The sequence below is a fragment of the Streptomyces sp. NPDC031340 genome, from assembly GCF_055569945.1.
Map to the genome: position 1 here is coordinate 33,211 of NZ_JBVIIE010000021.1, position 26,029 is coordinate 59,239.

Genomic DNA, 26,029 nt, shown 5'->3' on the forward strand with positions numbered 1-26,029 from the left:
GCCCCGGCCCCGGCCCCGGCCCCGGCCCCGGCCCCGGCCCCGGCCCCGGCCCCGGCCCCGGCCCCGGCCCCGGCCCCGGCCCCGGCCCCGGCCCCGGCCCCGGATCAGGCGGGTGCTTCAGTCCGTCCGGCAGTGTTCCTCCAGGTAGTCCGCGGCCAGTGCGCTGGCCCGGGTGAACCAGTCCGTCAGGACGGCGTGCGGGCCTGTCCCGCAGGGAGGGAGTGCTGGGTGGGCGCACATCAGTATGACGAGGGGCATACCGTCGCGGGGTGGACCGGCTTCGGGGGCGCGGTCGTCGGGGCGGCGGTGACCGGGGTGGGAGTCTGCGTGGCGTCCGGCGCGGTGCTGGCCGGGGGGCTCGCGGTCGTGGCGGCGAGCGTCCTGGTCATGTGGGTGCTGCACCTCGCCGGGTGGGGCAAGCCGTCGGGGCCGCGGCCCAGGGACCAGTGGGACTGGCGGGTGCGGGACCTCACCGCCCGGGAGGGGCATCCGGGGTGCGCGGGATGTCGGCTGGCGGGGCGCGGAGCGCGCCGTGCGGATGCAGCCGGAAGCCAGTCCAGCAGGACGCCGGTCAGTGGCAGAGCCACGACCACCGGAATCTGAGTAACAGGAACTGCCAGGCTCAATGTCAGTGGCTCCGCCTACGCTCGTGAGTGATGGCACAGGCATGGAAGTGTGCGGGGCTGCGCTGGGCGCGGGGTCGTCCCGTGCTGGTCTGGGACGGCGGGCGGCGCAGCGCGCTGGTGCCGGGGAAGCGCGTGGCTTTCGCGGTCGTGGACGGGGGTGGGCGGACCTGCGTGGGAGCCAGGGGGAATCCGTGTCCGGTGCGGGCGGGCGTGCCGGGGCGGAGCACGGGGGCGCGGTGCGAGGAGTGCGCGCGGCTGGACCGGGCGCACTCCGTCGCCGCCGACACGATCGCGGACGACCCGCGGCCGTACCGCGTGTACCTGGCGTGGTTCGGGCCCGGCATGGTCAAGGTCGGGATCACCGCGGTGGAGCGGGGCTCGGCCCGGCTGCTGGAACAGGGGGCGGTCTGCTTCAGCTGGCTCGGCGCCGGGCCGCTGATGGCCGCCCGGCGGACCGAAGAACTGCTGCGGGCCGCGCTTCAGGTGCCGGACCGGATCCCGTACGGCGAGAAGCGGGCGGTGCGGTCCCGGTTGCCCGCGTCGGCGGCGGAGCGGGCGGCCGAGGTGGCGGCGCTGCACGCGCGGGCGGTGGGGCTGGCCGGCTGGCCGGAGTCGCTGGCGCCCGAGCCGTGCCGGGTGGTGGATCACGTGGAGGCGTTCGGGATCGCGGGGCTGCCGGCCGCCGCAGGGCAGGTCGGTGAGCTGGTCGCGGGCGGGTCGGTGGCCGGCGAGTTGCTGGCGGCGGCCGGGCCCGACCTGCATCTCGCGACCGGGCGCGGGGTCGTCGTGCTGGACACCCGGCTGATGACCGGCTGGGACCTGGTGCCCGCCCCGGACGGGAGCGGGTTCACCGTCCCGGTGCGGGAGTTCAGGGAGGACACGGGGGTTCAGGACGGGTTGTTCTGACCTGCCGGACGGGTTGTTCTGACCTGCCTGTGCGGGTGAGGGTGAAGGCATGAGCGATCACCGAGAGCCCGCCCCCGCCGAGCCCGCCATCGGCGAGGCCGCCGAAGTCCGGCGGTTCTGGGAGCGGCTCGGGGTGCCGGGGCTGATCGACGTCCACACGCACTTCATGCCGGAGCGCGTGCTGCGCAAGGTCTGGGGGTACTTCGACGCGCTCGGTCCGCTGACCGGCGGTGTCGAGTGGCCCATCACCTACCGGGCCGAGGAGGCCGAACGGGTCGCGCTGATCCGGGTGTTCGGCGTGCGCGCGTTCACGGCGATGCTCTATCCGCACAAGGCCGGCATGGCCGAGTGGCTCAACGGCTGGGCCGTGGAGTTCGCCCGCCGCACCCCGGACTGTCTGCACACCTCGACGCTCTTCCCCGAGCCCGGGGTCGAGGCGTACGTGCGGGACGCGGTCGAGGCGGGCGCGCGGGTCTTCAAGGCGCACGTGCAGGTGGGGGCGTACGACCCGGCCGACGAACTGCTCGACCCGGCGTGGGGGCTGCTGGCCGACGCCGGTACGCCGGTGGTGATCCACTGCGGTTCCGGTCCCGCGCCCGGCAAGCACACCGGTCCCGAACCGGTCGCCCGCGTGCTGGCCCGTCACCCCCGGCTGCGGCTCGTCGTCGCGCACATGGGCATGCCGGAGTACGAGGACTTCCTCGCCCTGGCCGAGCGGTACGACGAGGTGCGGCTGGACACCACCATGGCGTTCACCGACTTCAGCGAGCGGCTGGCGCCGTTCCCGAAGCGCGCGCTGCCCAGGCTGGCCGATCTCGGCGACCGGATCCTGCTCGGCAGTGACTTCCCCAACATCCCCTACCCCTACCTCCACCAGTTGCGGGCCCTGGAGGAGCTGGGGCTCGGGGACGCGTGGCTGCGCGCCGTGTGCCACGACAACGGGGCGCGGCTGTTCGGGCTGTGACCTCACGTCAGCGTCCTGCCGGGGAAGCGGTAAGGGACCCCCAGGGCCGCCCAAGGACCGCCCAAGCACCGCCCAGGCGCCGCCTGAGAGGCGCCTGTGAGTTTCTCAGGGAAATCACAGGTTGCCGAAAGGGTGCTCTCAGAGCGCCCCGACAGTGTGTGCACCATGACCACGACCTCGCCCCAGGGGCGCACCGAACTGCTGAGGCCGGACGGGAGCCCCGTCCGAGTCCTGGTGGTGGACGACGAACTGTCGATCACCGAACTGCTGTCCATGGCCCTGCGTTACGAGGGCTGGCAGATACGCAGTGCCGGTGACGGCACGGGAGCCGTCCAGACCGCGCGGGAGTTCCGCCCCGACGCCGTCGTCCTCGACATGATGCTCCCCGACATGGACGGGCTGACCGTCCTGGGGCGGCTGCGCCGCGAGCTGCCCGACGTGCCGGTCCTGTTCCTCACCGCCAAGGACGCGGTCGAGGACCGTATCGCCGGTCTCACCGCCGGCGGCGACGACTACGTGACCAAGCCGTTCAGCCTCGAGGAGGTCGTCGCCCGGCTGCGCGGACTGATCCGCCGTTCCGGCGCCGCCGACCGGCGCTCCGAGTCGGTGCTGGTCGTCGGCGACCTCACCCTCGACGAGGACAGCCACGAGGTCTCGCGGGCCGGCCAGAACATCCACCTCACCGCCACCGAGTTCGAACTGCTGCGCTTCCTGATGCGCAACCCGCGGCGCGTGCTCAGCAAGGCGCAGATCCTCGACCGCGTGTGGTCCTACGACTTCGGCGGCCAGGCCAACGTGGTCGAGCTGTACATCTCCTACCTGCGCCGGAAGATCGACGCCGGGCGCGAGCCCATGATCCACACCCGCCGGGGTGCCGGGTACCTGATCAAGCCCGCCGCGTCATGAGCGGGCGACGACGAACGCGTCCGCAGAAGCGTCGAGCGGGACAGCCGCGCACCCTGCGGGCGCGGCTCGTCGTCGCTTCCGTGGCGCTGATCGCCGTGGTGTGCGCGGTGATCGGCACGGTGACGACGCTGGCGCTGAAGTCCCATCTGTACGACCAGCTCGACACCAAGGTGGCGGACGTCGCCATGCGCGCGGTCGGCGGCCGGATGGACGGCAAGCAGCCGCCCGGCGGTCAGATCGGCGGCTCGAACAGTAGTTCCTCCGGGGTCGCGGGCCAGCTCGGCGACCGGGACGACGACATCCCGGCGAGTGAGAAGGCGACCAAGTTCGTCAAGCAACCCCCGACGCAGCTCGGGACGATCGCCGCCTACGTGCAGAAGGGCAAGATCGTCAGTGCGGCCGTCGCGGAGCAGACGAGCGACAGCAACGGCGTGTTCAAGGACATGAAGGCGGGCAGCCTCAGCACGGCGCAGAAGGCGGCCCTCGCCTCCGTGGCGAAGGACAACACCGAGCACTCCGTGTCGATCCCGGGCCTCGGGGACTACCGCGTCCGGTACGTCACGAACGGCAGCGACTCGTACTACGTCGCCCTCCCGACCAGCGAGGTCGACAGCACCGTCAACACCCTGATCCTCGTCGAGGTCAGCGTCACCGCCGCCGGTCTCGGCGCCGCCGTCATCGCCGGTTACGTGCTGGTCGGCGTCGCCACCCGCCCGCTGCGCCGGGTCGCCGCCACCGCCACCCGGGTCTCCGAACTCCCCCTGCACACCGGCGAGGTCAACCTCAGCGAGCGCGTCCCGGAGTCCGAGACCGACCCGCACACCGAGGTCGGCCAGGTCGGCGCCGCGCTCAACCGGATGCTGGACCACGTCCACGGCGCCCTGCACGCACGCCAGCAGAGCGAGATGCGGGTACGGCAGTTCGTCGCCGACGCCAGCCACGAACTGCGCACGCCCCTCGCCTCCATCCGCGGGTACGCCGAGCTGACCCGACGCGGCCGTGAACAGGTCGGCCCGGACACCCGGCACGCCCTCGGCCGCATCGAGTCCGAGGCGGGCCGGATGACGCTGCTGGTGGAGGACCTGCTGCTGCTCGCCCGGCTGGACGCGGGCCGTCCGCTGCAGTTCGAGCAGACCGACCTCATCCCCCTCGTCGTCGACACCGTCAGCGACTCCCGCGCGGCCGGCATGGAACACAACTGGCGCCTGGACCTGCCCGACGAGCCGGCCCTGGTGTCGGCCGACGCGGCCCGCGTCCAGCAGGTGCTGGTCAACCTGCTCGGCAACGCCCGTAAGCACACCCCGCCCGGTACGACCGTCACCGCGCGGGTGCAGCGGCGCGGGCCGTGGATGTGCGTGGACGTCGAGGACAACGGCCAGGGCATCCCGCCGGAGCTGCTGCCGCACGTCTTCGAGCGGTTCGCCCGCGGCGACTCGGCGCGCTCCCGTACGACCGGCTCGACCGGCCTGGGGCTTGCGATCGTGCAGGCCGTGGCGACCGCGCACGGCGGTGCCGTCACCGTGGACAGCATGCCCGGACGCACGGTGTTCACCGTGCATCTGCCGGCCCTCGTCCCGGCGACGCCCCAGCCCGCCCCCGAAACGAATTGGCAATCGCACTCACAGGCACAGCACAGCGCCACCACATGGGTGCGACAGGGCACTTGACGAGAGTCGATGCCATGCGAACCGATTCCTCTCCCGGCACCCTGCCGGCGCGGGAGCACCTCCCGGCCGGCGACGCCGGTACGCCTGTTCTGGACGTAGTGATCCCCGTCTACAACGAGGAGAAGGACCTCCAGCCGTGCGTGCTGAGACTGCACGAGCACCTCAGGCGCACTTTCCCGTACGCGTTCCGCATCACGATTGCGGACAACGCCTCGACGGACACCACCCCCCTGGTGTCCCGGCGGCTGGAGGCGGACATCCCCGAGGTCCGGGCCTTCCGGCTGGAGCAGAAGGGCCGCGGCCGCGCGCTGCGGACCGTCTGGTCCGCCTCGGACGCCCCGGTCCTCGCCTACATGGACGTGGACCTGTCGACCGACCTCAACGCGCTGCTGCCGCTGGTGGCGCCGCTGATCTCGGGCCACTCCGACCTGGCGATCGGCTCCCGGCTGGCCCGTTCCTCCCGCGTCGTACGGGGTCCCAAGCGGGAGTTCATCAGCCGGGTCTACAACCTCATCCTGCGCGGCTCGCTGCAGGCCCGGTTCTCGGACGCGCAGTGCGGCTTCAAGGCGATACGCCGTGACGTCGCCCAGGTGCTGCTGCCGCTGGTGGAGGACACCGGCTGGTTCTTCGACACCGAGATGCTGGTCCTCGCCGAGCGTGCGGGCCTGCGCATCCACGAGGTGCCGGTCGACTGGGTCGACGACCCGGACTCGACGGTGCACATCGTGAAGACGGCGACCGACGACCTCAAGGGGGTGTGGCGCGTGGGCAGGGCCCTGGCCACCGGTTCGCTGCCGCTGGACCGGCTCGCCCGTCCCTTCGGCGACGATCCGCGCGACCGCGACCTGAAGGACGTACCCATGGGGCTGGCCCGCCAGCTCGTCGGGTTCTGCGTGGTGGGCGGTCTGTCGACGCTGTTCTACCTGCTGCTCTACAGCGGCTTCCGCATGTTCTCCGGCTCCCAGGTGGCCAACGCGCTCGCCCTGCTGGTCTCGGCGGTCGCCAACACCGCGGCCAACCGCCGCCTGACCTTCGGGGTGCGCGGGCGCGGCGGCGCGGTCCGGCACCAGGCGCAGGGCCTGGTCGTCTTCGGCATCGGCCTCGCGCTCACCAGCGGTTCGCTCGCCGCTCTCAACGCGGCGACGTCCGACCCGGCCCACTCCACCGAGCTGGCCGTCCTGATCGCCGCCAACCTCGCGGCGACGGTGCTGCGGTTCCTGCTGTTCCGGGCGTGGGTGTTCCCCGACCGCCAGGAGGAGCGGCACTCGGCCGTGATCGCCTCGCACACCCCGTCCGCGCCGGCCCACGCTCAGCAGCCGCGGCCCGAGCCCCAGCGCCCGCCGCTGCCGTACCGGCAGCCGACGCCGGCCCCGGTCCGCGCCGGTGAAGCCGCGGACCGCACCCGCACCTGGGGGGACGCCACCGTCCGGCTTCAGCCGGTGCGCCCCACCGACACCGACCCGAGGGACTTCCGATGACCACCGACTACGACCGGACCAGCCACGAGGGCGGACCGGGTCCCTCCTCCTGGGGACCACCGACGACGAGCGCATCGCCGGTGAGCGCGCCGGTGACGGACACGCTCACCCCTGCTTCCCAGGAGCCCGTGGCGCCGCCGCTCCCGCCCGCCCCCGCGGCGGGCGAACCGAAGCAGCCGCTCGGCCGCGGACTGTGGCGCGGCCGGCCCGAGGACCCCCGCTGGGCGCGCCCGGCCCTCCTCGGCCTGCTGCTGGCCACCGGCCTGCTCTACCTCTACAACCTCAGCGCCTCCGGCTACGCCAACTCCTTCTACTCGGCGGCCGTCCAGGCCGGCAGCAAGAGCTGGAAGGCGTTCTTCTTCGGCTCGCTGGACGCGGGCAACGCCATCACCGTCGACAAGCCCCCGGCCTCGCTGTGGCCGATGGAGCTGTCGGTGCGGATCTTCGGGCTGAACTCGTGGGCGATCCTGGTCCCCGAGGTCCTCATGGGCGTCGCGACGGTCGCCGTCGTGTACGCGGCCGTGCGCCGCCGGTTCAGCCCCGCGGCCGGACTGATCGCCGGCGCGGTGCTCGCGCTCACTCCCGTCGCCGCGCTGATGTTCCGGTTCAACAACCCGGACGCGATGCTGGCCCTGCTGATGTCGCTGGCCTGCTACTACGTCGTCCGCGCGGTCGAGGACGGCCGGACCAAGTGGCTGCTGTGGGCCGGGGTCGCGATCGGCTTCGCGTTCCTCACCAAGACCCTGCAGGCCTTCCTGATCCTGCCGCCACTGGCGATCGTGTACGCGGTGTGCGCGCCGGTGTCGCTGAAGAAGCGGTTCGGACAACTGGCGGCGGCGACGCTCGCGCTGGTCGTCTCCGGTGGCTGGTGGGTCGCGATCGTCGAGCTGTGGCCGGCCTCCTCGCGCCCCTACATCGGCGGCTCGCAGAACAACTCCTTCCTGGAGCTGACCTTCGGCTACAACGGCCTCGGCCGCCTGAACGGCGACGAGACCGGCAGCGTCGGCGGCGGGGGCGGCGGGGGCGGCACCGGCATGTGGGGCGAGACCGGCTGGAACCGGATGTTCAGCTCCGAGGTCGGCGGCCAGATCTCCTGGCTGCTGCCGGCCGCGCTGACCCTGCTGGCCGCCGGTCTGGTGGCCACCCGCAAGCTGCCGCGCACCTCCGCGACCCGCGCCGCGTTCCTGGTCTGGGGCGGCTCGCTGCTGACGACCATGGTCGTCTTCAGCTACATGGCGGGTATCTTCCACCAGTACTACACGGTCGCCCTCGCCCCCTACCTGGCGGTCGTGGTCGGCATGGGCTCGGCGCTGCTGTGGGAGAGGCGGAGCGAGACGTGGGCGTCGCTCACCCTCGCGGCCTCGGTCGTGGCGAGCGCAGCCTGGGGCTACGTCCTGCTCAACCGCACCTCGGACTACCTGCCCTGGCTGAAGTGGCTGGTCCTGATCGGCGGTCTGACCGCCGCGCTCGGTCTGATCTTCGCGGGCCGCGTCACCCGGCGGCTCGCCCTCGCGGCGGCGGGCCTGGGCCTGGTGGCCGCGCTGGCCGGCCCGACCGCGTACACCCTGAGCACTGTCGACAGCGCGCACACCGGCTCCATCGTGACGGCCGGTCCGGCGGGCGCCGGCATGGGCGGCGGCCCCGGCGGCGGTGGCGGCATGCGGGGCGGCTTCCCGGGCGGCACGCAGGGCCAGCAGGGGCAGCAGAACCAGCAGAACGGCAACGGCAACACGCAGGGGCAGCAGGGCAACGGCTTCCCCGGCGGCGGCACCGGCGGCTTCCCGGGCGGCACGCCCGGCCAGCAGGGCCAGCAGAACGGCAACGGCAACACCCAGGGCCAGGGCCAGAACCAGCAGGGCGGCATGCCCGGCGGCCAGATGGGCGAGGGCGGCGGCATGGGCGGCGGCGGTGGCGCCGGCGGCCTGCTGAACGGCGCGAGCGTCAGCTCCGAGGCCAAGAAGCTGCTGGAGACCGACGCGGACAAGTACACCTGGGCCGCCGCGGCCATCGGCTCGCAGAACGCGGCGAGCTACCAGCTCTCCACCGGCGAACCGGTGATGGCGATCGGCGGCTTCAACGGCACCGACCCGTCCCCGACGCTGGCCCAGTTCAAGAAGTACGTGGCGGAAGGGAAGATCCACTACTTCATCGCGAGCGGCGGCATGGGCGGCGGCATGGGCGGCAACAGCGGCACGTCCTCCCAGATCACCTCCTGGGTGGAGGCCAACTTCAAGAAGGTGACGGCCGGTTCGGCCACCTTCTACGACCTCACGCAGAAGACCGGCGACTGACGGTCCGTCGGACGGAGCAGGGCGGTGGCCACGGCCACCCCCCTGCTCCGTTCTGTCGTCCAGCGCGGGAAACGTCCCGCGGCTCACACCGCGTTGGCGCGCGGGGCGGAGCGGGCAGACTCGGGGTGGTGGCCGCCCGCAGCCGGGCGGGCGGATGCCGCCACCTGGCATCCTGGCCGGCGAACGACGTCGAGGAAGGTACGCCATGGTGAGGGCAGCCGAGCGGGCCGGGCGGACCAGCGTCTGGCTGGAGGGCAAGGCCCGCCGGGGCGGGCGCGGCGGCGGTCAGCCGTCCGGGCTGGACCGGGAGCGGATCACCGAGGCGACGGTCCGGCTGCTGGACGGCGAGGGGCTGGCCGGATTCTCCATGCGCCGCCTGGCCGCCGAGCTGAACGTCACCGCGATGTCCGTCTACTGGTACGTCGACACCAAGGACGACCTGCTCGAACTCGCCCTCGACGAGGCCTTCGGCGAGCTGGCCCTGCCCGGCCCGGACGCCGGCGAGGACTGGCGCGACCAGCTGCGGGCGCTGGCCCGGGAGTACCGCGCCCTGCTGGTGCGCCACCCCTGGCTGTCCCCGCTGGCCGGCACGTTCCTCAACATCGGCCCGAACTCGCTGTCGTTCTCCCGCGCCGTCCAGCAGGTCGTCCGCGGGACCGGCCTGCCCGTGCACGGTCTGACCGGCGCCATCTCCGCCGTCTTCCAGTTCGTGTACGGCTACGGCACGGTCGAGGGCCACTTCATCGCCCGTTCCGCCGCCGCGGGCATGACCCAGGACGAGTACTTCCGGCACGCGATGAGCGCGGCGACCCGGGCCCCGGAAGCCGCCGAGGTCGTCCACGAGTCCGCCGAGCTGATGGCGGCCCGCGGCGGCGACACGGTGCAGGACATGCGGGAGCGGGACTTCACCTACGCCCTGGAACTGCTGGTGGCGGGCATCGAGGCGATGGTCGCCCGGGGCTGACCGCTCCTGGGCGCCGGCCACGCTGCCCTGCGCGCCGGCCGCGTCACCGCCCGTCCGCCGGCCGCGCTACTCCTGGGACGCCAGCCGGGCCGGGAAGCCGCCGGTGGCCACCGGACCCCACTTCTCGGGCGTGACCCGGATGATCGACTTGCCCTGCTTCAGCATGGCCGCCCGGTACTCGTCCCAGTCCGGGTGCTCGCCGGCGATGTTGCGGTAGTACTCGACCAGCGGCTCGACGGAGTCGGGGGTGTCGATCACCTCGGCGGTGCCGTCGACCTGGACCCAGGGCCCGTTCCAGTCGTCGCTCAGCACGATCAGGCTGACCTGCGGGTCCCGCTTGGCGTTGCGTGTCTTGGCGCGCTCGGGGTAGGTGGAGACGACGATCCGGCCGGAGTCGTCGACGCCGCAGGTCAGCGGGGAGCCCTGCGGGCTGCCGTCGGCACGCCGGGTCAGCAGGATCGCGCGGTGGCGGGGCCGTACGAAGTCCAGCAGCTCGTCGAGGGAGACGCGGGTGTTGGTCGCGATGTTGGGTGCCATGGCGTCAGCCTAGGATGTCTCGCCGGCCCGGGCGTGTCGCGCGGTTCCGCGCCGCGCCGCTCACCCCGAGAGTGCCTCCGGCAGGTTGTCGAAGACGGGCACGTCCCGGCGTATGCCGGTCAGCTCCAGGACGCGGCTGGGCAGGCCGCCCGGCGCCGCCACGACCCGCAGCGGGGCGCGGCCGGCCAGCAAGCGGTGGACGTCCCCGACGAGGCGGGCGCCCTGGGAGTCCATGAAGCCGGTGCCGGTCAGGTCCAGCACCAGCAGGTCCATCCGGTCGAGGCGGGGGGCCACGGCGGCGGCCACGGCGTCGAGCAGCAGGGCCCCGTTGGCGAGGTCGATCTCGTCGGGGAGGGTGATCAGTGTGCATCTGGGCAGGTCATCGACCTGGCAGAGGGCCAGCAGGAAGGTCATCGCACTCACCTGGCAGACGGCAGACGGACGTCCGGAATCCGGGGGAGGCCACTTCCCGACCTGCCGTCATTCCACCATGCCTCATGGATCCTTGGAAAGGCGGTCGTAGCGATGGCCGGGCGGACGGGACCGGCGTGCGGGAGAACGTGATCGGCGTGCGGGAGAACGGATAAAGTGCTGTCCGTACTGTGCTCGCAGTCAGGAATGTGCTGCGGAGCTCTCCTGCGCACGGCTTGTCGGCCGTGCATGCCGAAGAGGTTCGTGGTGACTGCGCCTGAATTTTCTGATTTGCCCCCCTTTCCAGTGGGTTTCGAGCTGGCCGAAGCCCTGACGGTGGCGGCACAGCAACTGCACGACACCGTCACCCCCAACAGCGCCATGCGCACCGCGGCCCGGCTGGCCGTGCGGCTGCTGCCGGGCGCCGAGCACGCCGGCGTCTCCGTGCTCGACGGCGACAGCCACCCGCGCACGGTCGCCTGGACCGACGAGATCGTCCGCGCCGCGGAGGCGTCGAGCGCGGACGGGGACCGGCAGCAGTCGTACTGGGACGGGCTCTGGCACCGGCCCGTAGTCCGCCTGGACGACAGCGAGACCGAGGAGGGCGGCGGCGGGCTGGCGGACCTGGGGCTGCGCTCCGCGCTCGCGCTGCGGCTGCGCACCGACCGGCGGCGGCTGACCGTGCTGACCGCGTACGCGCGCCGGCCCCGGGCCTTCGACGAGGCCGCCACCCGCATCGGCCGCCTGTTCACCGCACACGTCAGCCTGGCCCTGGACTCCACGACGGTGCGTGAGCAGCTCACCGAGGCGATGCGCACCCGCGACCTGATCGGCCAGGCCACCGGCATCCTCATGGAGCGCATGAACATGGACGCGGCCGAGGCGTTCGACAGCCTGGTGCGGGCCTCGCAGCGGGAGAACGTCAAGCTGCGCGACCTGGCCCGACGCATCGTCGACGCGAGCAACCGGCCGGCCTGAGGGTGCGGGAGCGCGGGCGGCGGTGCGGCGTCCGCCACGGTCCGGTCCGTGCTTGTCCGCGGCCTTCCGGGTTATCAGTACTCTCATGAGTCCTGACACGCCCGGCACATCCGGCTCCGACACGTTGGAGATGGCGATCGCCCGCAGCGGCGGACTCGACACGCTGCTGCGGGACCTGACCGACCGAGCGGTCCGGGCGGTGCCCGGCGCCGCCGCGTGCAGCGTCACCGTGCGCCGGGGCGACCGCCTGCTGACCCTGGCGGGCAGCAGCGACCTGGTCAACGGTCTCGACCAGCGCCAGTACGAGAACGGCTCGGGCCCCTGCGTCGAGGCCGCCGACACCGGCCTGGAACAGTACGCGCCGGACCTCGCCGCCGAGACCCGCTGGCCGCGCTACACGGCCTACGCCCGCTCCGTCGGCGTCCGCTGCGTCTTGGCCCTGCCGCTCGTCGTGCATGACGAAGGGGGCGCCGCCGTCAACTTCTACGGCGTCGAGCCGGGCGCCCTGGGCACCGGCCGGCGGGCCGCCCGCGCCTTCGCCGCGCAGGCCGCGGACGCCGTCAGTCTCGCGCTGCGCGTGGAACGCGAGGCGGACTCCGTCGCCGACGTCCGCACCGCCCTGCTCTCCCGCAGCGTCATCGACCAGGCGATCGGCATCCTCATGGCCCAGGAGCACATCAACGCCGCCACGGCCATGGAGCGCCTGCGCCGCGTCTCCCAGAACGCGAACATGAAGCTGCGCGACCTCTGCGCCGAACTCGTCACCCGCACCGCGGGCAACTGACGCCCACCCCGACACCACCCCACGCGCCCGGCCGCACCGGGCCCGCTGCCGTGTCCCGCACCGGCCTGTACGGGGCCGACGTTGGATCGCCCCGCGTTCAGCAGGCGGGCGCCGAACATGGCCCCCACCGGGCCCGTCTGCGCGAGCCGGCCCGGGTCGGACCGTGTCGGACCAGTGCGGGTCGGACCGGTGCGCGCCCGTCTGGTCCGCGTCGAGCCGACGGCAGCCGGCTCCCTGCGCCGGGCCTCCACGCCGGGCTGCTCCGCGCGGGCCGGCGTGTGCCGGGCCGGCCTGTGTCGGCTGGCGTGCGTCGGGCCGGTCTGTGCCGGCCGGCGTGCGCCGGATTGCCGCGTGTCCGGCAGGCCGGCGTGGAGGCACACATGGCCCCGCCCGCCTGCTCCGGTCCGCGTCGGCCCCGGGCCACGCGGGCTGGTCTGTGGCGGAGTGCCCTGTGCCGCGCCGGGCTGCCCCCGGGCCGGGCTGCTCCGCGCCGGTCCGGCCCGCGCTGGAATGCCTTGCACCCGGCCGGTCTGCGTCGGGTCGGCCCCGTGCCGGCTTCCCCGCGCCGGTTGCGGCCGCTGCGGGGCCGTGTGGTGCCGGGTCTCCGGCGCGCGGCGGCCGGGGTACGGCTGAGGCAGGGCCTCGCCCCGTACCGCTTACTGCTGGGGCAGGATCTCGCCCTGTACCGCCTGGATGTCCAGTTCCACCTTCAGCGTCGTGCCGATCGCGGCGATGCCCGCCTGCACGACCTGGTTGTAGTGCATGGCGAAGTCCTCGCGGCGCAGCTCCGTCGTCGCGCGGAACGCGACGCGGGTGCCGCCCCACGGGTCGGCGCCGGTGCCGAGGTAGGCGAGGTCGAGGTCGACGGGCCGTACGACGCCGTGCAGCGTCAGCTCGCCGTGCACCGTCCAGCGGTCCGGCCCGGCCGCCGTCAGGCCCGTCGAGCGGTAGACGATCTCCGGGTACTTCTCGACGTCCAGGAAGTCGGGCGAGCGCAGGTGGCCGTCGCGCATGCCGTTGCCGGTGTCGATGGACGCGGCCCGGATGACGGCCTCGACGCTCGACTTCTCCACCTCGTCCGGGGCGATCTCGACGCGTCCGGCGAACTCGGTGAACCGGCCGCGGACACTGGAGATCCCCAGGTGCCGGGCGACGGCGGTCACCGCGGAGTGCGCCGGGTCGATGGTCCACGGCCCGGGCGCCGGCAGCTCGGTGCCGCCCTGCGGGGCCAGCGTCACCGTGCCGACCTCCGCCCGCCTGCTCGCGGTGACGATCGCGGTCACGGCGGCGGGCGCGTACCCGACGGCCGTGACGATGACGGTGTACGGCCCGGGAGCGAGCCCGGTCGTGTCCCGTACGGTTCCCTCGGCGTCCGCCTCGGCCCGCAGCACCTGCGCGCCGGTCATGTCGGTCACCGTGACGACCGCGTGCGACACGGCCCATCCGTCCCGCGTGCGGATCCTCGCGGTCAGTCCCATCCCGTTTTCTCCCTGCAACAGCACGTGGTCGTGAAAGAGACCGGCCCGTGGCGGGCGCACCGCCGCTCACAGTGCGCCACCGCCACGGGCCGGGGTCGGTTCCGAACTACTCGCCCGGGTGGGCCAGTTCGATGTCGTGGTCGTCGACTCCGCGGCCGCTGACGGTGAGCGCGGTGGCCACCGGGGGGTAGCCGGTCGCGATCACCGTGTACTCGCCGCCGTCCAGGTCGGCGAAGGCGTACGCGCCGTCCGACCCGGTGGTGGCCGTGCCGACCACGTTGCCCGCCGCGTCGACCAGCGTCACCCGGGCGTCGGCCAGCGGCCCGTGCGGGGACCGTACGACGCCCTGGACCTGGGCGCCCGCGTCGAGGTCGACCTCGATCCGGGTGACGCCGGTGCCGCCCACCTCGACGGGCAGCGCCCGCGGCCGGTATCCGGAGGCGTTGACCGCGACGGTCACGGCACCCGGCACCAGCTCCGTGAAGCCGAACTCGCCCTGCTCCCCGGTCGTCCCGGTGGCCAGCAGGTCCCCGCGCACGTCGGTGACGACGACCATCGCGCCCTTCACCGGCGCACCGGTCTGCGCGGCCCGCACCAGACCGTTCAGCCCGCTGGTCCCGCTGAGCAGGACGTCGTAGGAGAGCGGCTCGCCGCCCACCACGACCGTGGACGCCTGCGGCTGGAAGCCGTCGGCGGCGGCGATCAGGACGTACGAGCCCGTGCCCGGCGCGTCCAGCGCGTAGGAGCCGTCGGCCTGCGCGACCGACCGGCCCAGCTGCCGTCCGGTCAGCGAGATCAGCGTGACGGCGGCCTGCGGCACGGGCACGCCCTCGGCGCCGCGCACGAACCCGCGCACCGGTATGCCGTCGGAGTGGCCCGGGGCACCCGGGGCGCCCGAGGTCTCCTCGGGGCGGGCCGCCGTGGCGACGGCCGCGAGCTGCCGTCCGCCCTCGGTCGCCGGCTCCGTGTCGGACACCGCCCGGCCCGCGGCCGTCCCGGCGCCGGGAGTCCCGGCCTCGACGGCCGAGACGGAAGCGGGCGCGGCCTCGACGGCGGGCGCGGCCTCGGCGGGAGCCCCGGCCGGCGTCTCGCTCTCCGCGGCCTGCGCCAGTCCGCCCTTGGTCCGCAGCGGGACCTCCTTGATGAACAGCGTGATCAGGAAGGCGACCAGCGCCAGGCCCGACGCGATCAGGAACACGTCCGCGATGCCGTGGCCGTAGGAGCTCTCCATGACGGTGCGCAGCGGCGCCGGGAGCTTGTCCATGTCCGGGATCTGGCTGGAGGAGCCGGCGCCGGACGCCAGCGCGGCGTACTTCGGGCCGAGGCCGGCGATGCCGTCCCGGGCGTAGTCGGTGATGCGGTTGGCCATGACGGCGCCGAGCGCGGAGACGCCCATCGCACCGCCGAGGGACCGGAAGAAGGTGACCGTGGAGCTGGCCGCGCCGAGGTCGTGCGGGTCGACCTGGTTCTGCGTGCACAGCACCAGGTTCTGCATCATCATGCCGATGCCGAGACCCAGCAGGGCCATGAAGACGGCGGTCTTCCAGTACTGCGTGTCGTAGCGGATGGTGCCCAGCAGGCCCAGCCCCGCGGTGACCAGCACGCCGCCGCTGACCAGCCAGGCCTTCCACTTGCCGGTGCGGGTGATGAACTGCCCGGAGACGGTGGAGGAGACGAACAGGCCGCCGATCATCGGGATCGTCAGGACGCCGGACATGGTCGGGGACTCGTCCCGGGCCAGCTGGAAGTACTGCGCGAAGAAGACCGTGCCGGAGAACATCGCCACACCCACGAACAGCGAGGCGAGCGACGACAGGGTGATGGTGCGGTTGCGGAACAGCCGCAGCGGGATGATCGGCTCGGCGGCCTTCGACTCGACCAGCAGGAAGATCAGCCCCAGCACCACGGACCCGGCGATCATCGTGTACGTCTGCCACGACAGCCAGTCGTACTTGTCACCGGCGAAGGTGACCCACAGCAGCAGCAGCGAGACCGCGGCGGAGACGAAGAACGCGCCGGCCCAGTCGACCTTCACGTCCCGCTTGACGACGGGCAGGTGCAGGGTCTTCTGCAGCACGATCAGCGCGATGACGGCGAAGGGCACGCCGACGTAGAAGCACCAGCGCCAGCCCAGCCAGGACGTGTCGGTGATGACACCGCCGAGCAGCGGGCCGCCGACGGTGGCGACGGCGAAGGTCGCGCCGAGGTAGCCGGAGTAACGGCCGCGTTCACGCGGGGAGATCATGGCGGCCATGACGATCTGGGCCAGGGCCGACAGACCGCCGACGCCGATGCCCTGCACGACACGGCAGGCGATCAGCATCCCCGAGCTCTGCGACAGACCCGCGGCGGCCGATCCCAGGACGTACACGATCAGGGCGACCTGGACGAGAGCCTTCTTGCTGAACAGGTCGGAGAGCTTGCCCCACAGGGGAGTCGTCGCCGTCATCGCCAGCAGGCTGGCGGTGACGACCCAGGTGTAGGCGGACTGACCGCCGCCGAGGTCGCCGACGATCTCCGGAAGGGCGTTGGAGACGATCGTCGACGACAGGATCGCCACGAACATCCCGAGCAGCAGCCCGGAGAGCGCCTCCATGATCTGCCGGTGCGTCATCGGAGCGCCGCCGGAGGAGGCTCCCCCGTGCTTGGCGTGGGCCCGCACACCGGCTGGTGTGGTCGTTGCCATGGGCTTCCTTCTCTTACGTGCTTGCGGGTGTACGGGTGGTCGGTGCGAGTGTGGGCGGCGCGTGCCGGGGCGCGGTGGAGCGGCAGTCGTCGAAGCTCGACCTGAGCCGCGCCATGAGCCGGGTGAGCTGTGCGACCTCGTCGTCGCTCCAGTCGCTCAGGCGGTCGGCGAGCAGTTGAGCGGTGCGCTCGGACAGCGCCTCCAGCTGGGCGCGGCCCGCGGGTGTGAGGTGCAGGATCCGGGACCGCTTGTCCGACGGGTCGGGGGAGCGGTCGATCCAGCCCTGGTCGGCGAGGTGCGCGGCGTGGCGGCTGGTGACCGACATGTCCACCGAGAGCAGCTCCGCGAGCTTGCTCATGCGCATGTCGCCGTGGCGTCCGAGGAGCGTCAGGACGGCGGCGGAACCGCTGGGGCAGTCGTGCGGCAGGATGCGCCCCAGCTCCCGTTTCACGGCACCGAAGGCGCTGAACTGGCGGATCAGTTCCTCGTACTGCGCCCGCTCGGCCATGACACCTCCCACGTTCGTTGCTTAGGGCAACCATAGGAGTTGTTGGTTGCTGCAGGCAAACAAAATCGGCGGGCGCGGCCCAAAAACTTGGCAAAGGCAAGTATTGCGGACGTAAACGCGCAGGTGGGGGCGTCCGTGGTGATGGGCCGCCCCGCACTTGGGTCCCCACCCGGTATTCGCTAGTGTTCCGGGCTATGGCTAACCCCCAGGGCCCCCAGGGCAACCACGACCCCGCAGGCAGCACCCAGATGTTCCGTGCCTTCGTCGACGAGGCGCCGCCGGCCCAGCAGCAGGCGGCCGCGTCGTCCGGCCCGCGCGTCGGCCTGATCGTCGGCATCGTGGTCGCCGTCGCGATCGTCGCCGCGGTGGCCTGGCTGGCGTTCAAGTAGAACGGACCGCGCCCGAGCCGCCCCCGGCGGCCGGGCTGCCCGGCTACTCCCACCGGACGGAGACGTCCCGCGTCTCGATGTGCATGCCGAGCGGCACCCGCCACCAGTCCACGCACACCGTCCAGGTCCGCTCCGTCCGAGTGCCGGCCCCGATCGGCGCCGGAAGTCCCACAGTGGACTCGACGGTCCCCCAGTCGACGCCGAGCGCGCCGACGACATGGGTGCCGAACGTGACGGTGCCCGAACGCACCGCGCTGCCGCCGGAGTTGTCGAAGGCGACGGTCACCTTCTCGCACCACCGCCGGTCCGTCGCCTCCCGCTCCGGCTCGCCCCAGCTCAGCACGGCGGGGCCGGCGGGCGTCGGCTGACCGGGAGTCGGCTGAGCGGGCGTCGGCGCCGGAGAGCCCGGGCCGGCCGGCCCACCCCCGGAGGAGGGCGTGCCGTCGCCCGGCCCGCCGGTACCGCCGTGCGTGCCGGACGCCGTCGTCGGCGTGTCCCGGGGAGTGCCACCGGGGTCCGGAGCACCGCCGTGAGCCGTTGAGCCGCCCGCATCCGCGGCCGGACTCGCACCCGCCGCCCGCCGGTCACCCTCGCCGCCACCGTCACTCGAGGCGCCGCCGTTCCCGCCGTCCCCGTCGAGCGGAACCAGCCGCACCCCGCCCGTCGGCGCCGCGGCCGCGCCCGAGGCCGCCGGCGGCCCGCCCGCCGCACCGGTCGCGACGTATCCGCCGCCCCCGTCGTCGCCGGCGCAGGCGCCCAGGACGCCGCCCAGGCAGACGACGGCCGCCGACGCGCCGATCAGGGCGCGCCGACGGCCGGGTGTCCATGTCGTCGTAGTCCGAGAAGACCCGCGAAGCATCGCGCCAGTGTGGCTGACGCCCCGTCAGAAGAGAACCCCCCGGAAGGGAACCCCTGTCTGAGAACTGGACGGAACCCCTCAGTCGGAGATGAGCCCCTCGCGGAGCTGGGACAGGGTCCGGGTCAGCAGTCGCGAGACGTGCATCTGGGAGATGCCCACCTCCTCGCCGATCTGCGACTGGGTCATGTTGGCGAAGAAGCGCAGCATGATGATCCGCCGCTCCCGGGGCGGGAGCTTGGCCAGCAGGGGCTTGAGGGACTCGCGGTACTCGACGCCCTCCAGGGCGCTGTCCTCGTAGCCGAGGCGGTCCGCGAGGGAGCCCTCGCCGCCGTCGTCCTCGGGCGCCGGGGAGTCCAGCGAGGAGGCGGTGTAGGCGTTGCCGACCGCGAGGCCGTCGACGACGTCCTCCTCCGAGACGCCGAGCGCGCCGGCGAGTTCGGTGACCGTCGGCGAGCGGTCCAGCTTCTGCGAGAGCTCGTCGCTGGCCTTCGTCAGGGCCAGCCGCAGTTCCTGGAGGCGGCGCGGCACGCGCACCGACCACGAGGTGTCGCGGAAGAACCGCTTGATCTCGCCGACGACCGTCGGCATCGCGAACGTCGGGAACTCCACGCCGCGTTCGCAGTCGAAGCGGTCGATCGCCTTGATCAGGCCGATGGTGCCGACCTGGACGATGTCCTCCATCGGCTCGTTGCGCGAGCGGAAGCGGGCGGCCGCGTAGCGCACCAGCGGGAGGTTGAGCTCGATCAGGGTGTCCCGGACGTACGCGCGCTCGGGGCTGTTCTCGTCGAGGGCGGCCAGCCGCAGGAAGAGGGAGCGGGACAGGGTGCGGGTGTCGATGGTCTCCGAGGCCGGGAGGGCCGGGGCCGGCGCGGCCTCGAGAGCCACCACGTCGTCGAGCACGTCGGGCTCTGCGGGCGCCACCTCGCTCTTCGTGAGCGTGAGCACCTTGGAGCTGCCCTGTTCTACGGACATGCCACCCCCTCTGGGTCGCGGGACGGTCGCGGCGAACGTCCCATCGAGGAACGCAGCCTTCACCTGAATACCGGAGCCGAAGCCGCGGCAAACGCGCTTCCGGAAGAATGTCACATGTCGGCAACACGCTGTAGTGACATGTCGACACGTAAGAGTCGAATCGGCCCTGGAAAGAGGGGGTCTGAGGCTTTTTCAGCGCGAAACTGTCGGGAAGAGTGCTGGTGGGCGATTCGCTCGCATCGGTGACCCGTCGATCCTGCTTGCGAACTGCGGAGTTCCTGACGTGTTCCCGGTGTGCTCCCGTGCGCCTCTTATGCCTCGATGCGGTTCGCGGACCGCAGCCGCTGAAAGCTACGCGCGAGTAGCCGTGAGACGTGCATCTGTGACACGCCGAGTTCCGCGCTGATCTGCGACTGGGTGAGATTGCTGTAGTACCGCAGAAGAAGGATTCGCTGTTCCCGCTCGGGGAGTTGGACGAGCAGATGCCGGACCAGATCGCGGTGCTCCACGCCGTCCAGCGCCGGGTCCTCGTAGCCGAGCCGGTCCAGCAGCCCCGGCAGCCCGTCGCCCTCCTGGGCGGCCTCCAGGGAGGTCGCGTGGTACGACCGCCCGGCCTCGATGCAGGAGAGCACCTCCTCCTCGGTGATGCGCAGCCGCTCGGCGATCTCGGCGGTCGTCGGGCTGCGCCCGAAGGCGGTCGTCAGGTCCTCGGTGGCGCTGTTGACCTGCACCCACAGTTCGTGGAGGCGGCGCGGTACGTGGACGGTGCGGACGTTGTCGCGGAAGTACCGCTTGATCTCGCCGACGACCGTCGGCATCGCGAACGTCGGGAACTGCACGCCCCGGTCCGGGTCGAAGCGGTCGATGGCGTTGATCAGCCCGATGGTGCCGACCTGGACCACGTCCTCCATCGGCTCGTTGCGGGAGCGGAAGCGGGCGGCGGCGTAGCGCACCAACGGGAGGTTGGCCTCGATCAGCGCACCGCGCACCCGGTCGTGCTCGGGGGTGCCCGGCCGCAACTGCTTGAGCTCGGCGAAGAGCACCTGGGTGAGGGCCCGGGTGTCCGCGCCGCGGCTGCGCCGGTCGGCGGCGGGCGCGGAGTCGGGGGCGGGGTCGGGGGCGGGGTCGGGAGTGGGGTCGGGAGCGGGCGCGGGATCGGTGACGTCCTGGGGAGGCGCAGTACTGGCCGACACGGTCAACGCCACCTCTTCATCGGTCATACATCGGTCAACTCATCCGTCAAAAGCGGTCATAGCATCACAAGACATGTGCACTGTGTGCAAGCACCGTATAACGCCGTGTTGAGGGACGAGTTGGCCGGTGAACGCGAGAAAGCCCCCCGCCGTCGCGGCGGAGGGCTCGGAAGACGCCGGGCTCAGTATTCGTAGTCGGCGATCACCCAGGTGGAGAACTGCTTCCACAGTGCGACCCCCGCCTGGTGCTCCGGGTGCTCGACGTAGCGACGCAGGCCGGCGATGTCGTCGAAGCCGGAGTTGATGGCGAAGTCGTAGGCGATGGGCCGGTCGCTGAGGTTCCAGCCGAGCTCCCAGAACCGGATCTCGGGGATCTTTCCCTCCAGCGAGCGGAAGGCGTCGTAGCCTTCCACGACGCGCGGGTCGTCACGCTCGACGCCCTCGTCGAGCTTGAAGAGGACCAGATGGCGGATCATGACTTACCTCCGTTGACGACCCAGGTCGCGAAGTCGCCGAGAGCCTTGGCGGCGTCCGATATGCCCTCGAAGCCTATCTGGACGTAGTCGGCCGCCCGGGCCGGGTCCGTGATGATCACGTACAGCGCGAAGACCGCGAGCAGGTAGACGGCGATCTTCTTCAAGTTCACCGCCACCGCGGCCTCCCCTGTGACTGCTGTGCCCCGAGGGCCCCCTGTTGCCGGCGGCGAGTGTAACCCCCGGGTCGTCTTCCTCACATCGTCTTTAGGGACCAACGGCCCGCGTATCAGGGGCTTTCGCCGGGTCCGCGCGGCGCCGCCGGGGGCCACCATGGAACCAAGCCCGGCGGATCTGGCAGGAGTCCCAAGGGCCCGGACGGACCCCACTGCGGGGTGTGCGCCGCTGTTCTCCCCCGTCGGCGACGCGCACTTGAGGGTCCGTCCGTAAGCACACGAAGGGCCCCGTCTCACGACGGGGCCCTTCCGCAAGCGGTAGCGGAGGGATTTGAACCCTCGGTGACTTGCGCCACACTCGCTTTCGAGGCGAGCTCCTTCGGCCGCTCGGACACGCTACCGAGGGAGACCCTACAGCAAGACCGGCCCAGCTCAGAAATCGGTATTCAGCGGTTCCGGAAGAAGTCCGTGAGCAGCCGGGCGCAGTCGTCGGCGAGCACGCCCTCGATCACTTCCGGACGGTGGTTGAGCCGCCGGTCGCGCACCACGTCCCACAGGGAACCGGCCGCGCCGGCCTTCTCGTCGCGGGCGCCGTAGACGACCCGGTCCACGCGGGACTGCACGAGCGCGCCCGCGCACATCGTGCAGGGCTCCAGCGTGACGACGAGCGTGCAGCCGGTCAGCCGCCACCCGCCGAGCCCGGCGGCGGCCCGGCGGATCGCCAGCACCTCCGCGTGGGCGGTGGGGTCGCCGGTGGCCTCCCGTTCGTTGTGCCCGGCGGCGAGCACCGTCGTACCGTCCGGGGCCAGCACGACGGCGCCGACCGGCACGTCCCCGCCCCGGCCGGCCTGCTCGGCCTCGGCCAGGGCGAGCCGCATCGCGGCCCGCCAGGGATCGCGTACCGGGTCGGCCGTACGGGGTGCGGTCGGTGAGGTCAGCGGACGGTCTCCAGTACCTCCGAGGCGCCCAGGGCCTCGGCGATCGCGGTCAGGGCGTCCTCGTCGAGCAGCCGCAGCTCCTTCGCGCTGACGCCGAGGTCGTCGAGGATCTCGCTGTCGCCGACCGGGCCGTGCGGCACGGACTCGGCGGACGGGGCGTCCTCGTCGCCGTCCTCGTCCTCTCCGTCCTCCGTGCCGTCGAGGTCCAGGGAGTCCAGGTCGGGGCCGTCGTCGCCGGGCTCCCTTCCGAGCAGTTCGTCGGTGAGCAGGATCTCGCCGTAACTGCTGCGGGCGGCGGCTGCGGCGTCCGAGACGTAGATACGAGGGTCGTCCTCGCCGTCGATCCGGACGACGCCGAACCACTCGTCCTCCTGCTCGATGAGAACGAGCACCGTGTCCTCGTCGGCGGAGGCTTCCCGGGCGAGGTCGGCCAGATCCGACAGGGTCTCCACGTTGTCGAGGAGTTCTGTGTCGCTCGCTTCCCACCCGTCTTCGGTGCGCGCGAGCAGTGCGGCGAAGTACACCGTGACTCTCCCACTGTTCTTAGGCGTGCCGGTTGGGGATCCCCCCGGCGGAGGCTACGGGCGGGGAGAGCTCGGGCTCCGAGCCCCACCCACTCGGAATCGTGGCAGAAACAAGGCGTTCAGGGGACGTCTTCGGCTCCCTGTGTCCGGCAGTTTCGACCGCGCGTCCGCGGGCGCGTCGGTCAAGCACTCACCAGCACACTCGTTGCCGCCACCAGCGGATCGTACGCGGCTTTCCCCCGAGTCCATGCACGGCCACCCGGTCAACACCCGTGTGCCCCGAAGATCTTCCCGGCGCGGCGGAGCGGCTGGTCCTACCAGCGGAACGTCCGCATGCGCAGCGCGTGGCGCAGCCGGGCCGCCTTGGCGCGCCGGGGCTGGACCCGGGCGCGCAGCTCACGGGCCTCGGCGAGGTCGCGCAGGAACTGGGCGCGGCGCCTGCGGCGCTCGGCATCGGTTTCGCGCTCGGAGGTCTCCCGCTCGGAGGTCTCCCGTGCGGAGGTGTCCCGTGCGGAGGTGTCCCGCGCGGTGGACTCCGGCTCGGATTCTGTTTCCGGTTCGCCCTCCGGTTCGGCTTCCGGTCCGCTTTCCGGCAGCTCAGACAGCTCAGACAGCTCAGGCATCGGTTCACCACCCTGGTCCGTCCCTCCCGCTTTCCCTCGGGTGAGTGGTTTGATGCCGGCTCCGGAGTGAATGCCGGTGTGGCGGCTTGTGCCTGGTGAGGACGCCGGCCCCGGCGGGCCCGGTTACTGTGTGGTCATGCGTCTCCACGTCGTCGACCACCCTCTGGTCGCCCACAAGCTCACCACGCTGCGCGACCGCCGCACCGACTCCGCGACCTTCCGCCGTCTCGCCGACGAGCTGGTCACCCTGCTCGCCTACGAGGCCACGCGCGACGTGCGCACCGAGCAGGTCGACATCAACACGCCGGTCGCGGCGACCACCGGGGTCAAGCTGTCCCACCCGCGTCCGATGGTCGTGCCGATCCTGCGCGCCGGGCTCGGCATGCTGGACGGCATGATGCGGCTCCTGCCGACTGCCGAGGTGGGCTTCCTGGGCATGATCCGCAACGAGGAGACGTTGCAGGCCTCCACCTACGCCACGCGCATGCCCGAGGACCTCTCCGGCCGCCAGATGTACGTCCTGGACCCGATGCTGGCCACCGGCGGCACGCTGGTCGCCGCGATCCGGGAGCTGATCAGGCGCGGCGCCGACGACGTGACCGCCGTGGTGCTGCTGGCCGCCCCGGAGGGCGTCGAGGTCATGGAGCGCGAGCTGGCGGGCACCCCGGTGACGGTGGTGACGGCCGCCGTCGACGACCACCTCAACGAGCAGGGCTACATCGTGCCGGGCCTGGGCGACGCGGGCGACCGGCTCTACGGCGCCGCCGAATAGGCCCGGGCGGGCCGGTCCCCGGGCGGGCCCGGCCCCGGGTGGCCTCCCCGCCCACGGAGCCTGCCGGGTTCGGCGGAGGAGGGCCCACCGGGTTCAGCGGCTCTCCCTCGCCGGGCTCAGCGCCGCGTCCGCCGGGCTCAGCAGCCCTTCTTCTTGCTCGGGGCGGGCGTCGGCCGGGGCTCGGCCAGCGTGGCCAGTGCCTTGTCGGCGTCCGCCTTCTTGGTGAGCGCCTTGAAGCCGCTGCCGATGATCAGGTCGACGTCGGTGCCCTTGCGGGCCGCGTCGGCGCGCTGCTCGGCGGAGGCGATCTGGGTGGCGAGCACGGGCAGCGAGGTCTTCAGCGACGCGGCCGGGCCGAGCAGCAGCCCGGTGCCCTTGACCTTCTTGTCGTACTCCTTGGTCGCGTTGCCGATGTCGCCGATCTTGAAGCCGCGCTTCTTCAGTTCGTCGGCGGTCTCCTTGGCCAGCCCGCTGCGGGGCGTGGCGTTGAACACGTTGACCGTGATCTGCGCGGGTCGGGGCAGCGCGGCCGGGGTGGCCGACGGCCGCGCCTGGGCCGCGCAGGCCGCCTTGGTGCGGGCCCCCGAGTCCTTCTCTCCGCCGCCGGTGAAGACGTCGATGAGCTGCAGGGTGCCCCAGCCGAGCAGACCGAGCACGGCGACCGACGCCGTCGCGGCGACCAGGAGCCTTCCGTGCCGTCGGCGCGGCCGCATCCGCGGGTACGTGTCCCCCGTGATCCGGTACTTCCCGCCCATGCCCGGGGGAGTCAGCATGCTCATGGGCGCAGCGTAGTGCGCCCGGGCGGTGATTCCTACTAGATGATCATTGGACGCCGCTCAGTCAACCCGAAAGGTCCAACCCGGTGCGCGGGAGGGCGTCAGTCCAGCTCCAGGACGCGCGCGTGCAGTACCTGGCGCTGCTGGAGCGCCGCCCGCACCGCGCGGTGCAGTCCGTCCTCCAGGTACAGGTCGCCCTGCCACTTGACGACGTGGGCGAACAGGTCGCCGTAGAAGGTCGAGTCCTCGGCCAGGAGGGTCTCCAGGTCGAGCTGCCCCTTGGTCGTCACGAGCTGATCGAGGCGGACCGGGCGTGGCGCGACGTCCGCCCACTGCCGGGTGCTCTCCCGGCCGTGGTCGGGGTACGGCCGGCCGTTTCCGATGCGCTTGAAGATCACACGGAAAGCCTACCGGGCAAGCCTCGCCGGGCGCAGCCTCCGGGCCGGGGCGGGGCGGGACAAGTAGACGAAGATTCCGGCCATGTCGGTCAAAGGGGGTGGTCGCGACCGGCTTGCCGGGACATGTCCGCATGGATGACCGAAAGCCGCCGGGGTGGGCCGGGCGCCGTCCGGCGGCGCCCGGCCCCGCGGTCAGCCGCGCCGCTGCTGCTCGGCCGGCCGCGGTTCCGCTTCCGTGCGCTGCGGCCGGGACGCGCTGCGCACGGCCTCCGCGCGCAGCAGGGCGCGCAGGACCGCGTACGGGTCGGTGGGCATGTCTGTGGGCATGGGAGTGCTCCTTGCGTTGGTGCCGACGGGCCGGGGGAGGAGGGCCGGTCAGCAGCGCAGGACCACGGAGCGCCGGGCCCGCAGGGCGTACGGCGGCAGCGGCGGCGCGGCGCCCGGGCGGGCCCCGGGCACGGCGCGCGCGGCGGGCGCGGCGGCCGGGACGGGGGCCGGGCGCGGGGGCGCGGCGGGACGGTGAGCGGCGGGTGCCGGGGGCCGTACGGCCGTGTCCGGGGCGTCGTACTCGGCGGTCTGCACGGACATCGCCGGTGGGGTCAGGACGTCGGTGTGCGCGGCCGGCACCAGCAGGACGAACAGCAGCACGAGCAGCCGCGGCCAGGCGCGGCCGCGCGGGAGGCGTCGTGCGGTGCTCACGCCGGGTGGCTTCCCCCGGCACGCCCGGTGTGCGTCATGCGGACGCGGAATCC

General features: G+C 72.6%; 29 protein-coding genes and 1 tRNA gene. 12 read left to right on the plus strand and 18 right to left on the minus strand.

All coding sequences use genetic code 11. From position 1 onward, the window contains the following. Window positions 1-228: 228 nt before the first annotated feature. The 8 genes from ACZ5GT_RS18250 (at window position 229) to ACZ5GT_RS18285 (ending at window position 9,802) form a co-directional block, all read left to right on the plus strand. Entirely contained in the window at window positions 229-603 is a 375-nt protein-coding gene (locus ACZ5GT_RS18250; RefSeq protein ID WP_469024449.1) for an HGxxPAAW family protein, read from the plus strand. 53 nt (window positions 604-656) lie between these two features. Continuing rightward, window positions 657-1,532: a DUF2797 domain-containing protein gene (locus ACZ5GT_RS18255; protein WP_469024457.1), complete on the plus strand. Its 876-nt coding sequence runs from the start codon at window positions 657-659 to the stop codon at window positions 1,530-1,532. Window positions 1,533-1,581: 49 nt separating this feature from the next. Continuing rightward, window positions 1,582-2,496: an amidohydrolase family protein gene (locus ACZ5GT_RS18260; protein WP_469024464.1), complete on the plus strand. Its 915-nt coding sequence runs from the start codon at window positions 1,582-1,584 to the stop codon at window positions 2,494-2,496. 165 nt (window positions 2,497-2,661) lie between these two features. Continuing rightward, window positions 2,662-3,402, plus strand: coding sequence for a response regulator transcription factor (locus tag ACZ5GT_RS18265; protein ID WP_398280322.1), 741 nt, complete (start codon window positions 2,662-2,664; stop codon window positions 3,400-3,402). Continuing rightward, window positions 3,399-5,069: an ATP-binding protein gene (locus ACZ5GT_RS18270; protein WP_469024469.1), complete on the plus strand. Its 1,671-nt coding sequence runs from the start codon at window positions 3,399-3,401 to the stop codon at window positions 5,067-5,069. Before ACZ5GT_RS18265 ends, ACZ5GT_RS18270 begins: the two co-directional genes overlap by 4 nt. A 14-nt stretch (window positions 5,070-5,083) precedes the next feature. Further along, on the plus strand, window positions 5,084-6,547 hold the full coding sequence (locus ACZ5GT_RS18275; protein ID WP_469024472.1) for a bifunctional glycosyltransferase family 2/GtrA family protein: 1,464 nt from the start codon (window positions 5,084-5,086) through the stop codon (window positions 6,545-6,547). Then, window positions 6,544-8,838 carry a glycosyltransferase family 39 protein gene (locus ACZ5GT_RS18280; RefSeq protein ID WP_469024475.1) on the plus strand — a complete coding sequence of 765 codons (2,295 nt, stop codon included), beginning with the start codon at window positions 6,544-6,546 and terminating at the stop codon, window positions 8,836-8,838. The genes ACZ5GT_RS18275 and ACZ5GT_RS18280 overlap by 4 nt, the downstream gene beginning before the upstream one ends. A gap of 205 nt (window positions 8,839-9,043) precedes the next feature. Beyond that, window positions 9,044-9,802, plus strand: coding sequence for a TetR/AcrR family transcriptional regulator (locus tag ACZ5GT_RS18285; protein ID WP_469024478.1), 759 nt, complete (start codon window positions 9,044-9,046; stop codon window positions 9,800-9,802). 66 nt (window positions 9,803-9,868) lie between these two features. On the opposite strand, the gene ACZ5GT_RS18290 is transcribed toward ACZ5GT_RS18285, so the two are convergent. Together ACZ5GT_RS18290 and ACZ5GT_RS18295 are read right to left on the minus strand one after the other, a co-directional pair. Then, a complete protein-coding gene (locus ACZ5GT_RS18290) occupies window positions 9,869-10,339 on the minus strand; it encodes a PPOX class F420-dependent oxidoreductase (protein WP_469024482.1) in 471 nt (156 codons plus the stop codon). Window positions 10,340-10,399: 60 nt separating this feature from the next. Beyond that, window positions 10,400-10,753 (minus strand): STAS domain-containing protein, encoded by a 354-nt coding sequence (locus ACZ5GT_RS18295; RefSeq protein ID WP_469024488.1) that lies wholly within the window; start codon window positions 10,751-10,753, stop codon window positions 10,400-10,402. Between the two features lie 246 nt (window positions 10,754-10,999). On the opposite strand from ACZ5GT_RS18295, the gene ACZ5GT_RS18300 reads away from it, so the two are divergent. Then, the gene (locus tag ACZ5GT_RS18300; protein WP_469024492.1) at window positions 11,000-11,728 is read left to right on the plus strand and encodes an ANTAR domain-containing protein; all 729 of its coding nucleotides are present in this window, start codon (window positions 11,000-11,002) and stop codon (window positions 11,726-11,728) included. 85 nt (window positions 11,729-11,813) lie between these two features. Continuing rightward, window positions 11,814-12,512: a GAF and ANTAR domain-containing protein gene (locus ACZ5GT_RS18305; protein WP_469024495.1), complete on the plus strand. Its 699-nt coding sequence runs from the start codon at window positions 11,814-11,816 to the stop codon at window positions 12,510-12,512. A 656-nt stretch (window positions 12,513-13,168) separates the two neighbouring features. On the opposite strand, the gene ACZ5GT_RS18310 is transcribed toward ACZ5GT_RS18305, so the two are convergent. The 3 genes from ACZ5GT_RS18310 to ACZ5GT_RS18320 all read right to left on the minus strand — a co-directional run bounded on the left by ACZ5GT_RS18310 (window position 13,169) and on the right by ACZ5GT_RS18320 (window position 17,184). Beyond that, window positions 13,169-13,990, minus strand: coding sequence for a YceI family protein (locus tag ACZ5GT_RS18310; RefSeq protein ID WP_469024501.1), 822 nt, complete (start codon window positions 13,988-13,990; stop codon window positions 13,169-13,171). A gap of 106 nt (window positions 13,991-14,096) precedes the next feature. Further along, a complete protein-coding gene (locus ACZ5GT_RS18315; protein WP_469024751.1) occupies window positions 14,097-16,604 on the minus strand; it encodes an MFS transporter in 2,508 nt (835 codons plus the stop codon). 85 nt (window positions 16,605-16,689) lie between these two features. Next, a complete protein-coding gene (locus ACZ5GT_RS18320) occupies window positions 16,690-17,184 on the minus strand; it encodes a MarR family winged helix-turn-helix transcriptional regulator (RefSeq protein ID WP_469024754.1) in 495 nt (164 codons plus the stop codon). 194 nt (window positions 17,185-17,378) lie between these two features. Between ACZ5GT_RS18320 and ACZ5GT_RS18325 the strand changes: the two genes are divergently transcribed. Then, complete coding sequence (locus ACZ5GT_RS18325; RefSeq protein ID WP_469024506.1) at window positions 17,379-17,573, plus strand: hypothetical protein; 195 nt, start codon at window positions 17,379-17,381, stop codon at window positions 17,571-17,573. A 43-nt stretch (window positions 17,574-17,616) separates the two neighbouring features. Here the strand turns inward: ACZ5GT_RS18325 and ACZ5GT_RS18330 are convergent, their stop codons facing one another. From ACZ5GT_RS18330 to ACZ5GT_RS18370, 9 genes are all read right to left on the minus strand, one after another. Beyond that, window positions 17,617-18,432, minus strand: coding sequence for a hypothetical protein (locus ACZ5GT_RS18330; protein ID WP_469024511.1), 816 nt, complete (start codon window positions 18,430-18,432; stop codon window positions 17,617-17,619). 78 nt (window positions 18,433-18,510) lie between these two features. Next, window positions 18,511-19,404, minus strand: a complete 894-nt coding sequence (locus ACZ5GT_RS18335) for an RNA polymerase sigma factor SigF (RefSeq protein WP_398280289.1) — start codon at window positions 19,402-19,404, stop codon at window positions 18,511-18,513. A 311-nt stretch (window positions 19,405-19,715) separates the two neighbouring features. Beyond that, entirely contained in the window at window positions 19,716-20,624 is a 909-nt protein-coding gene (locus tag ACZ5GT_RS18340) for an RNA polymerase sigma factor SigF (protein WP_469024516.1), read from the minus strand. A 155-nt stretch (window positions 20,625-20,779) separates the two neighbouring features. Continuing rightward, on the minus strand, window positions 20,780-21,073 hold the full coding sequence (locus tag ACZ5GT_RS18345) for a Dabb family protein (RefSeq protein ID WP_469024519.1): 294 nt from the start codon (window positions 21,071-21,073) through the stop codon (window positions 20,780-20,782). Then, window positions 21,070-21,249, minus strand: a complete 180-nt coding sequence (locus ACZ5GT_RS18350; RefSeq protein ID WP_469024522.1) for a hypothetical protein — start codon at window positions 21,247-21,249, stop codon at window positions 21,070-21,072. Before ACZ5GT_RS18350 ends, ACZ5GT_RS18345 begins: the two co-directional genes overlap by 4 nt. A gap of 313 nt (window positions 21,250-21,562) precedes the next feature. Continuing rightward, window positions 21,563-21,647, minus strand: a tRNA-Ser gene (locus ACZ5GT_RS18355). Window positions 21,648-21,692: 45 nt separating this feature from the next. Next, window positions 21,693-22,124, minus strand: coding sequence for a tRNA adenosine(34) deaminase TadA (gene tadA, locus ACZ5GT_RS18360; RefSeq protein WP_398280280.1), 432 nt, complete (start codon window positions 22,122-22,124; stop codon window positions 21,693-21,695). A gap of 56 nt (window positions 22,125-22,180) precedes the next feature. Further along, window positions 22,181-22,708: a tRNA adenosine deaminase-associated protein gene (locus tag ACZ5GT_RS18365; protein WP_360746349.1), complete on the minus strand. Its 528-nt coding sequence runs from the start codon at window positions 22,706-22,708 to the stop codon at window positions 22,181-22,183. 314 nt (window positions 22,709-23,022) lie between these two features. Then, complete coding sequence (locus tag ACZ5GT_RS18370; RefSeq protein ID WP_469024767.1) at window positions 23,023-23,331, minus strand: hypothetical protein; 309 nt, start codon at window positions 23,329-23,331, stop codon at window positions 23,023-23,025. Window positions 23,332-23,467: 136 nt separating this feature from the next. Between ACZ5GT_RS18370 and upp the strand changes: the two genes are divergently transcribed. Next, a complete protein-coding gene (gene upp, locus ACZ5GT_RS18375) occupies window positions 23,468-24,103 on the plus strand; it encodes a uracil phosphoribosyltransferase (protein WP_324790207.1) in 636 nt (211 codons plus the stop codon). Between the two features lie 137 nt (window positions 24,104-24,240). Here upp and ACZ5GT_RS18380 read toward each other — a convergent pair whose 3' ends face one another. The 4 genes from ACZ5GT_RS18380 to ACZ5GT_RS18395 all read right to left on the minus strand — a co-directional run bounded on the left by ACZ5GT_RS18380 (window position 24,241) and on the right by ACZ5GT_RS18395 (window position 25,976). Then, a complete protein-coding gene (locus ACZ5GT_RS18380; protein ID WP_469024758.1) occupies window positions 24,241-24,858 on the minus strand; it encodes a LytR C-terminal domain-containing protein in 618 nt (205 codons plus the stop codon). Between the two features lie 122 nt (window positions 24,859-24,980). Beyond that, the gene (locus ACZ5GT_RS18385) at window positions 24,981-25,277 is read right to left on the minus strand and encodes a type II toxin-antitoxin system VapB family antitoxin (RefSeq protein ID WP_003999914.1); all 297 of its coding nucleotides are present in this window, start codon (window positions 25,275-25,277) and stop codon (window positions 24,981-24,983) included. A gap of 192 nt (window positions 25,278-25,469) precedes the next feature. Next, a complete protein-coding gene (locus ACZ5GT_RS18390; RefSeq protein ID WP_469024771.1) occupies window positions 25,470-25,604 on the minus strand; it encodes a hypothetical protein in 135 nt (44 codons plus the stop codon). Window positions 25,605-25,652: 48 nt separating this feature from the next. Then, a complete protein-coding gene (locus ACZ5GT_RS18395) occupies window positions 25,653-25,976 on the minus strand; it encodes a hypothetical protein (protein WP_469024538.1) in 324 nt (107 codons plus the stop codon). Between the last annotated feature and the right edge of the window lie 53 nt (window positions 25,977-26,029).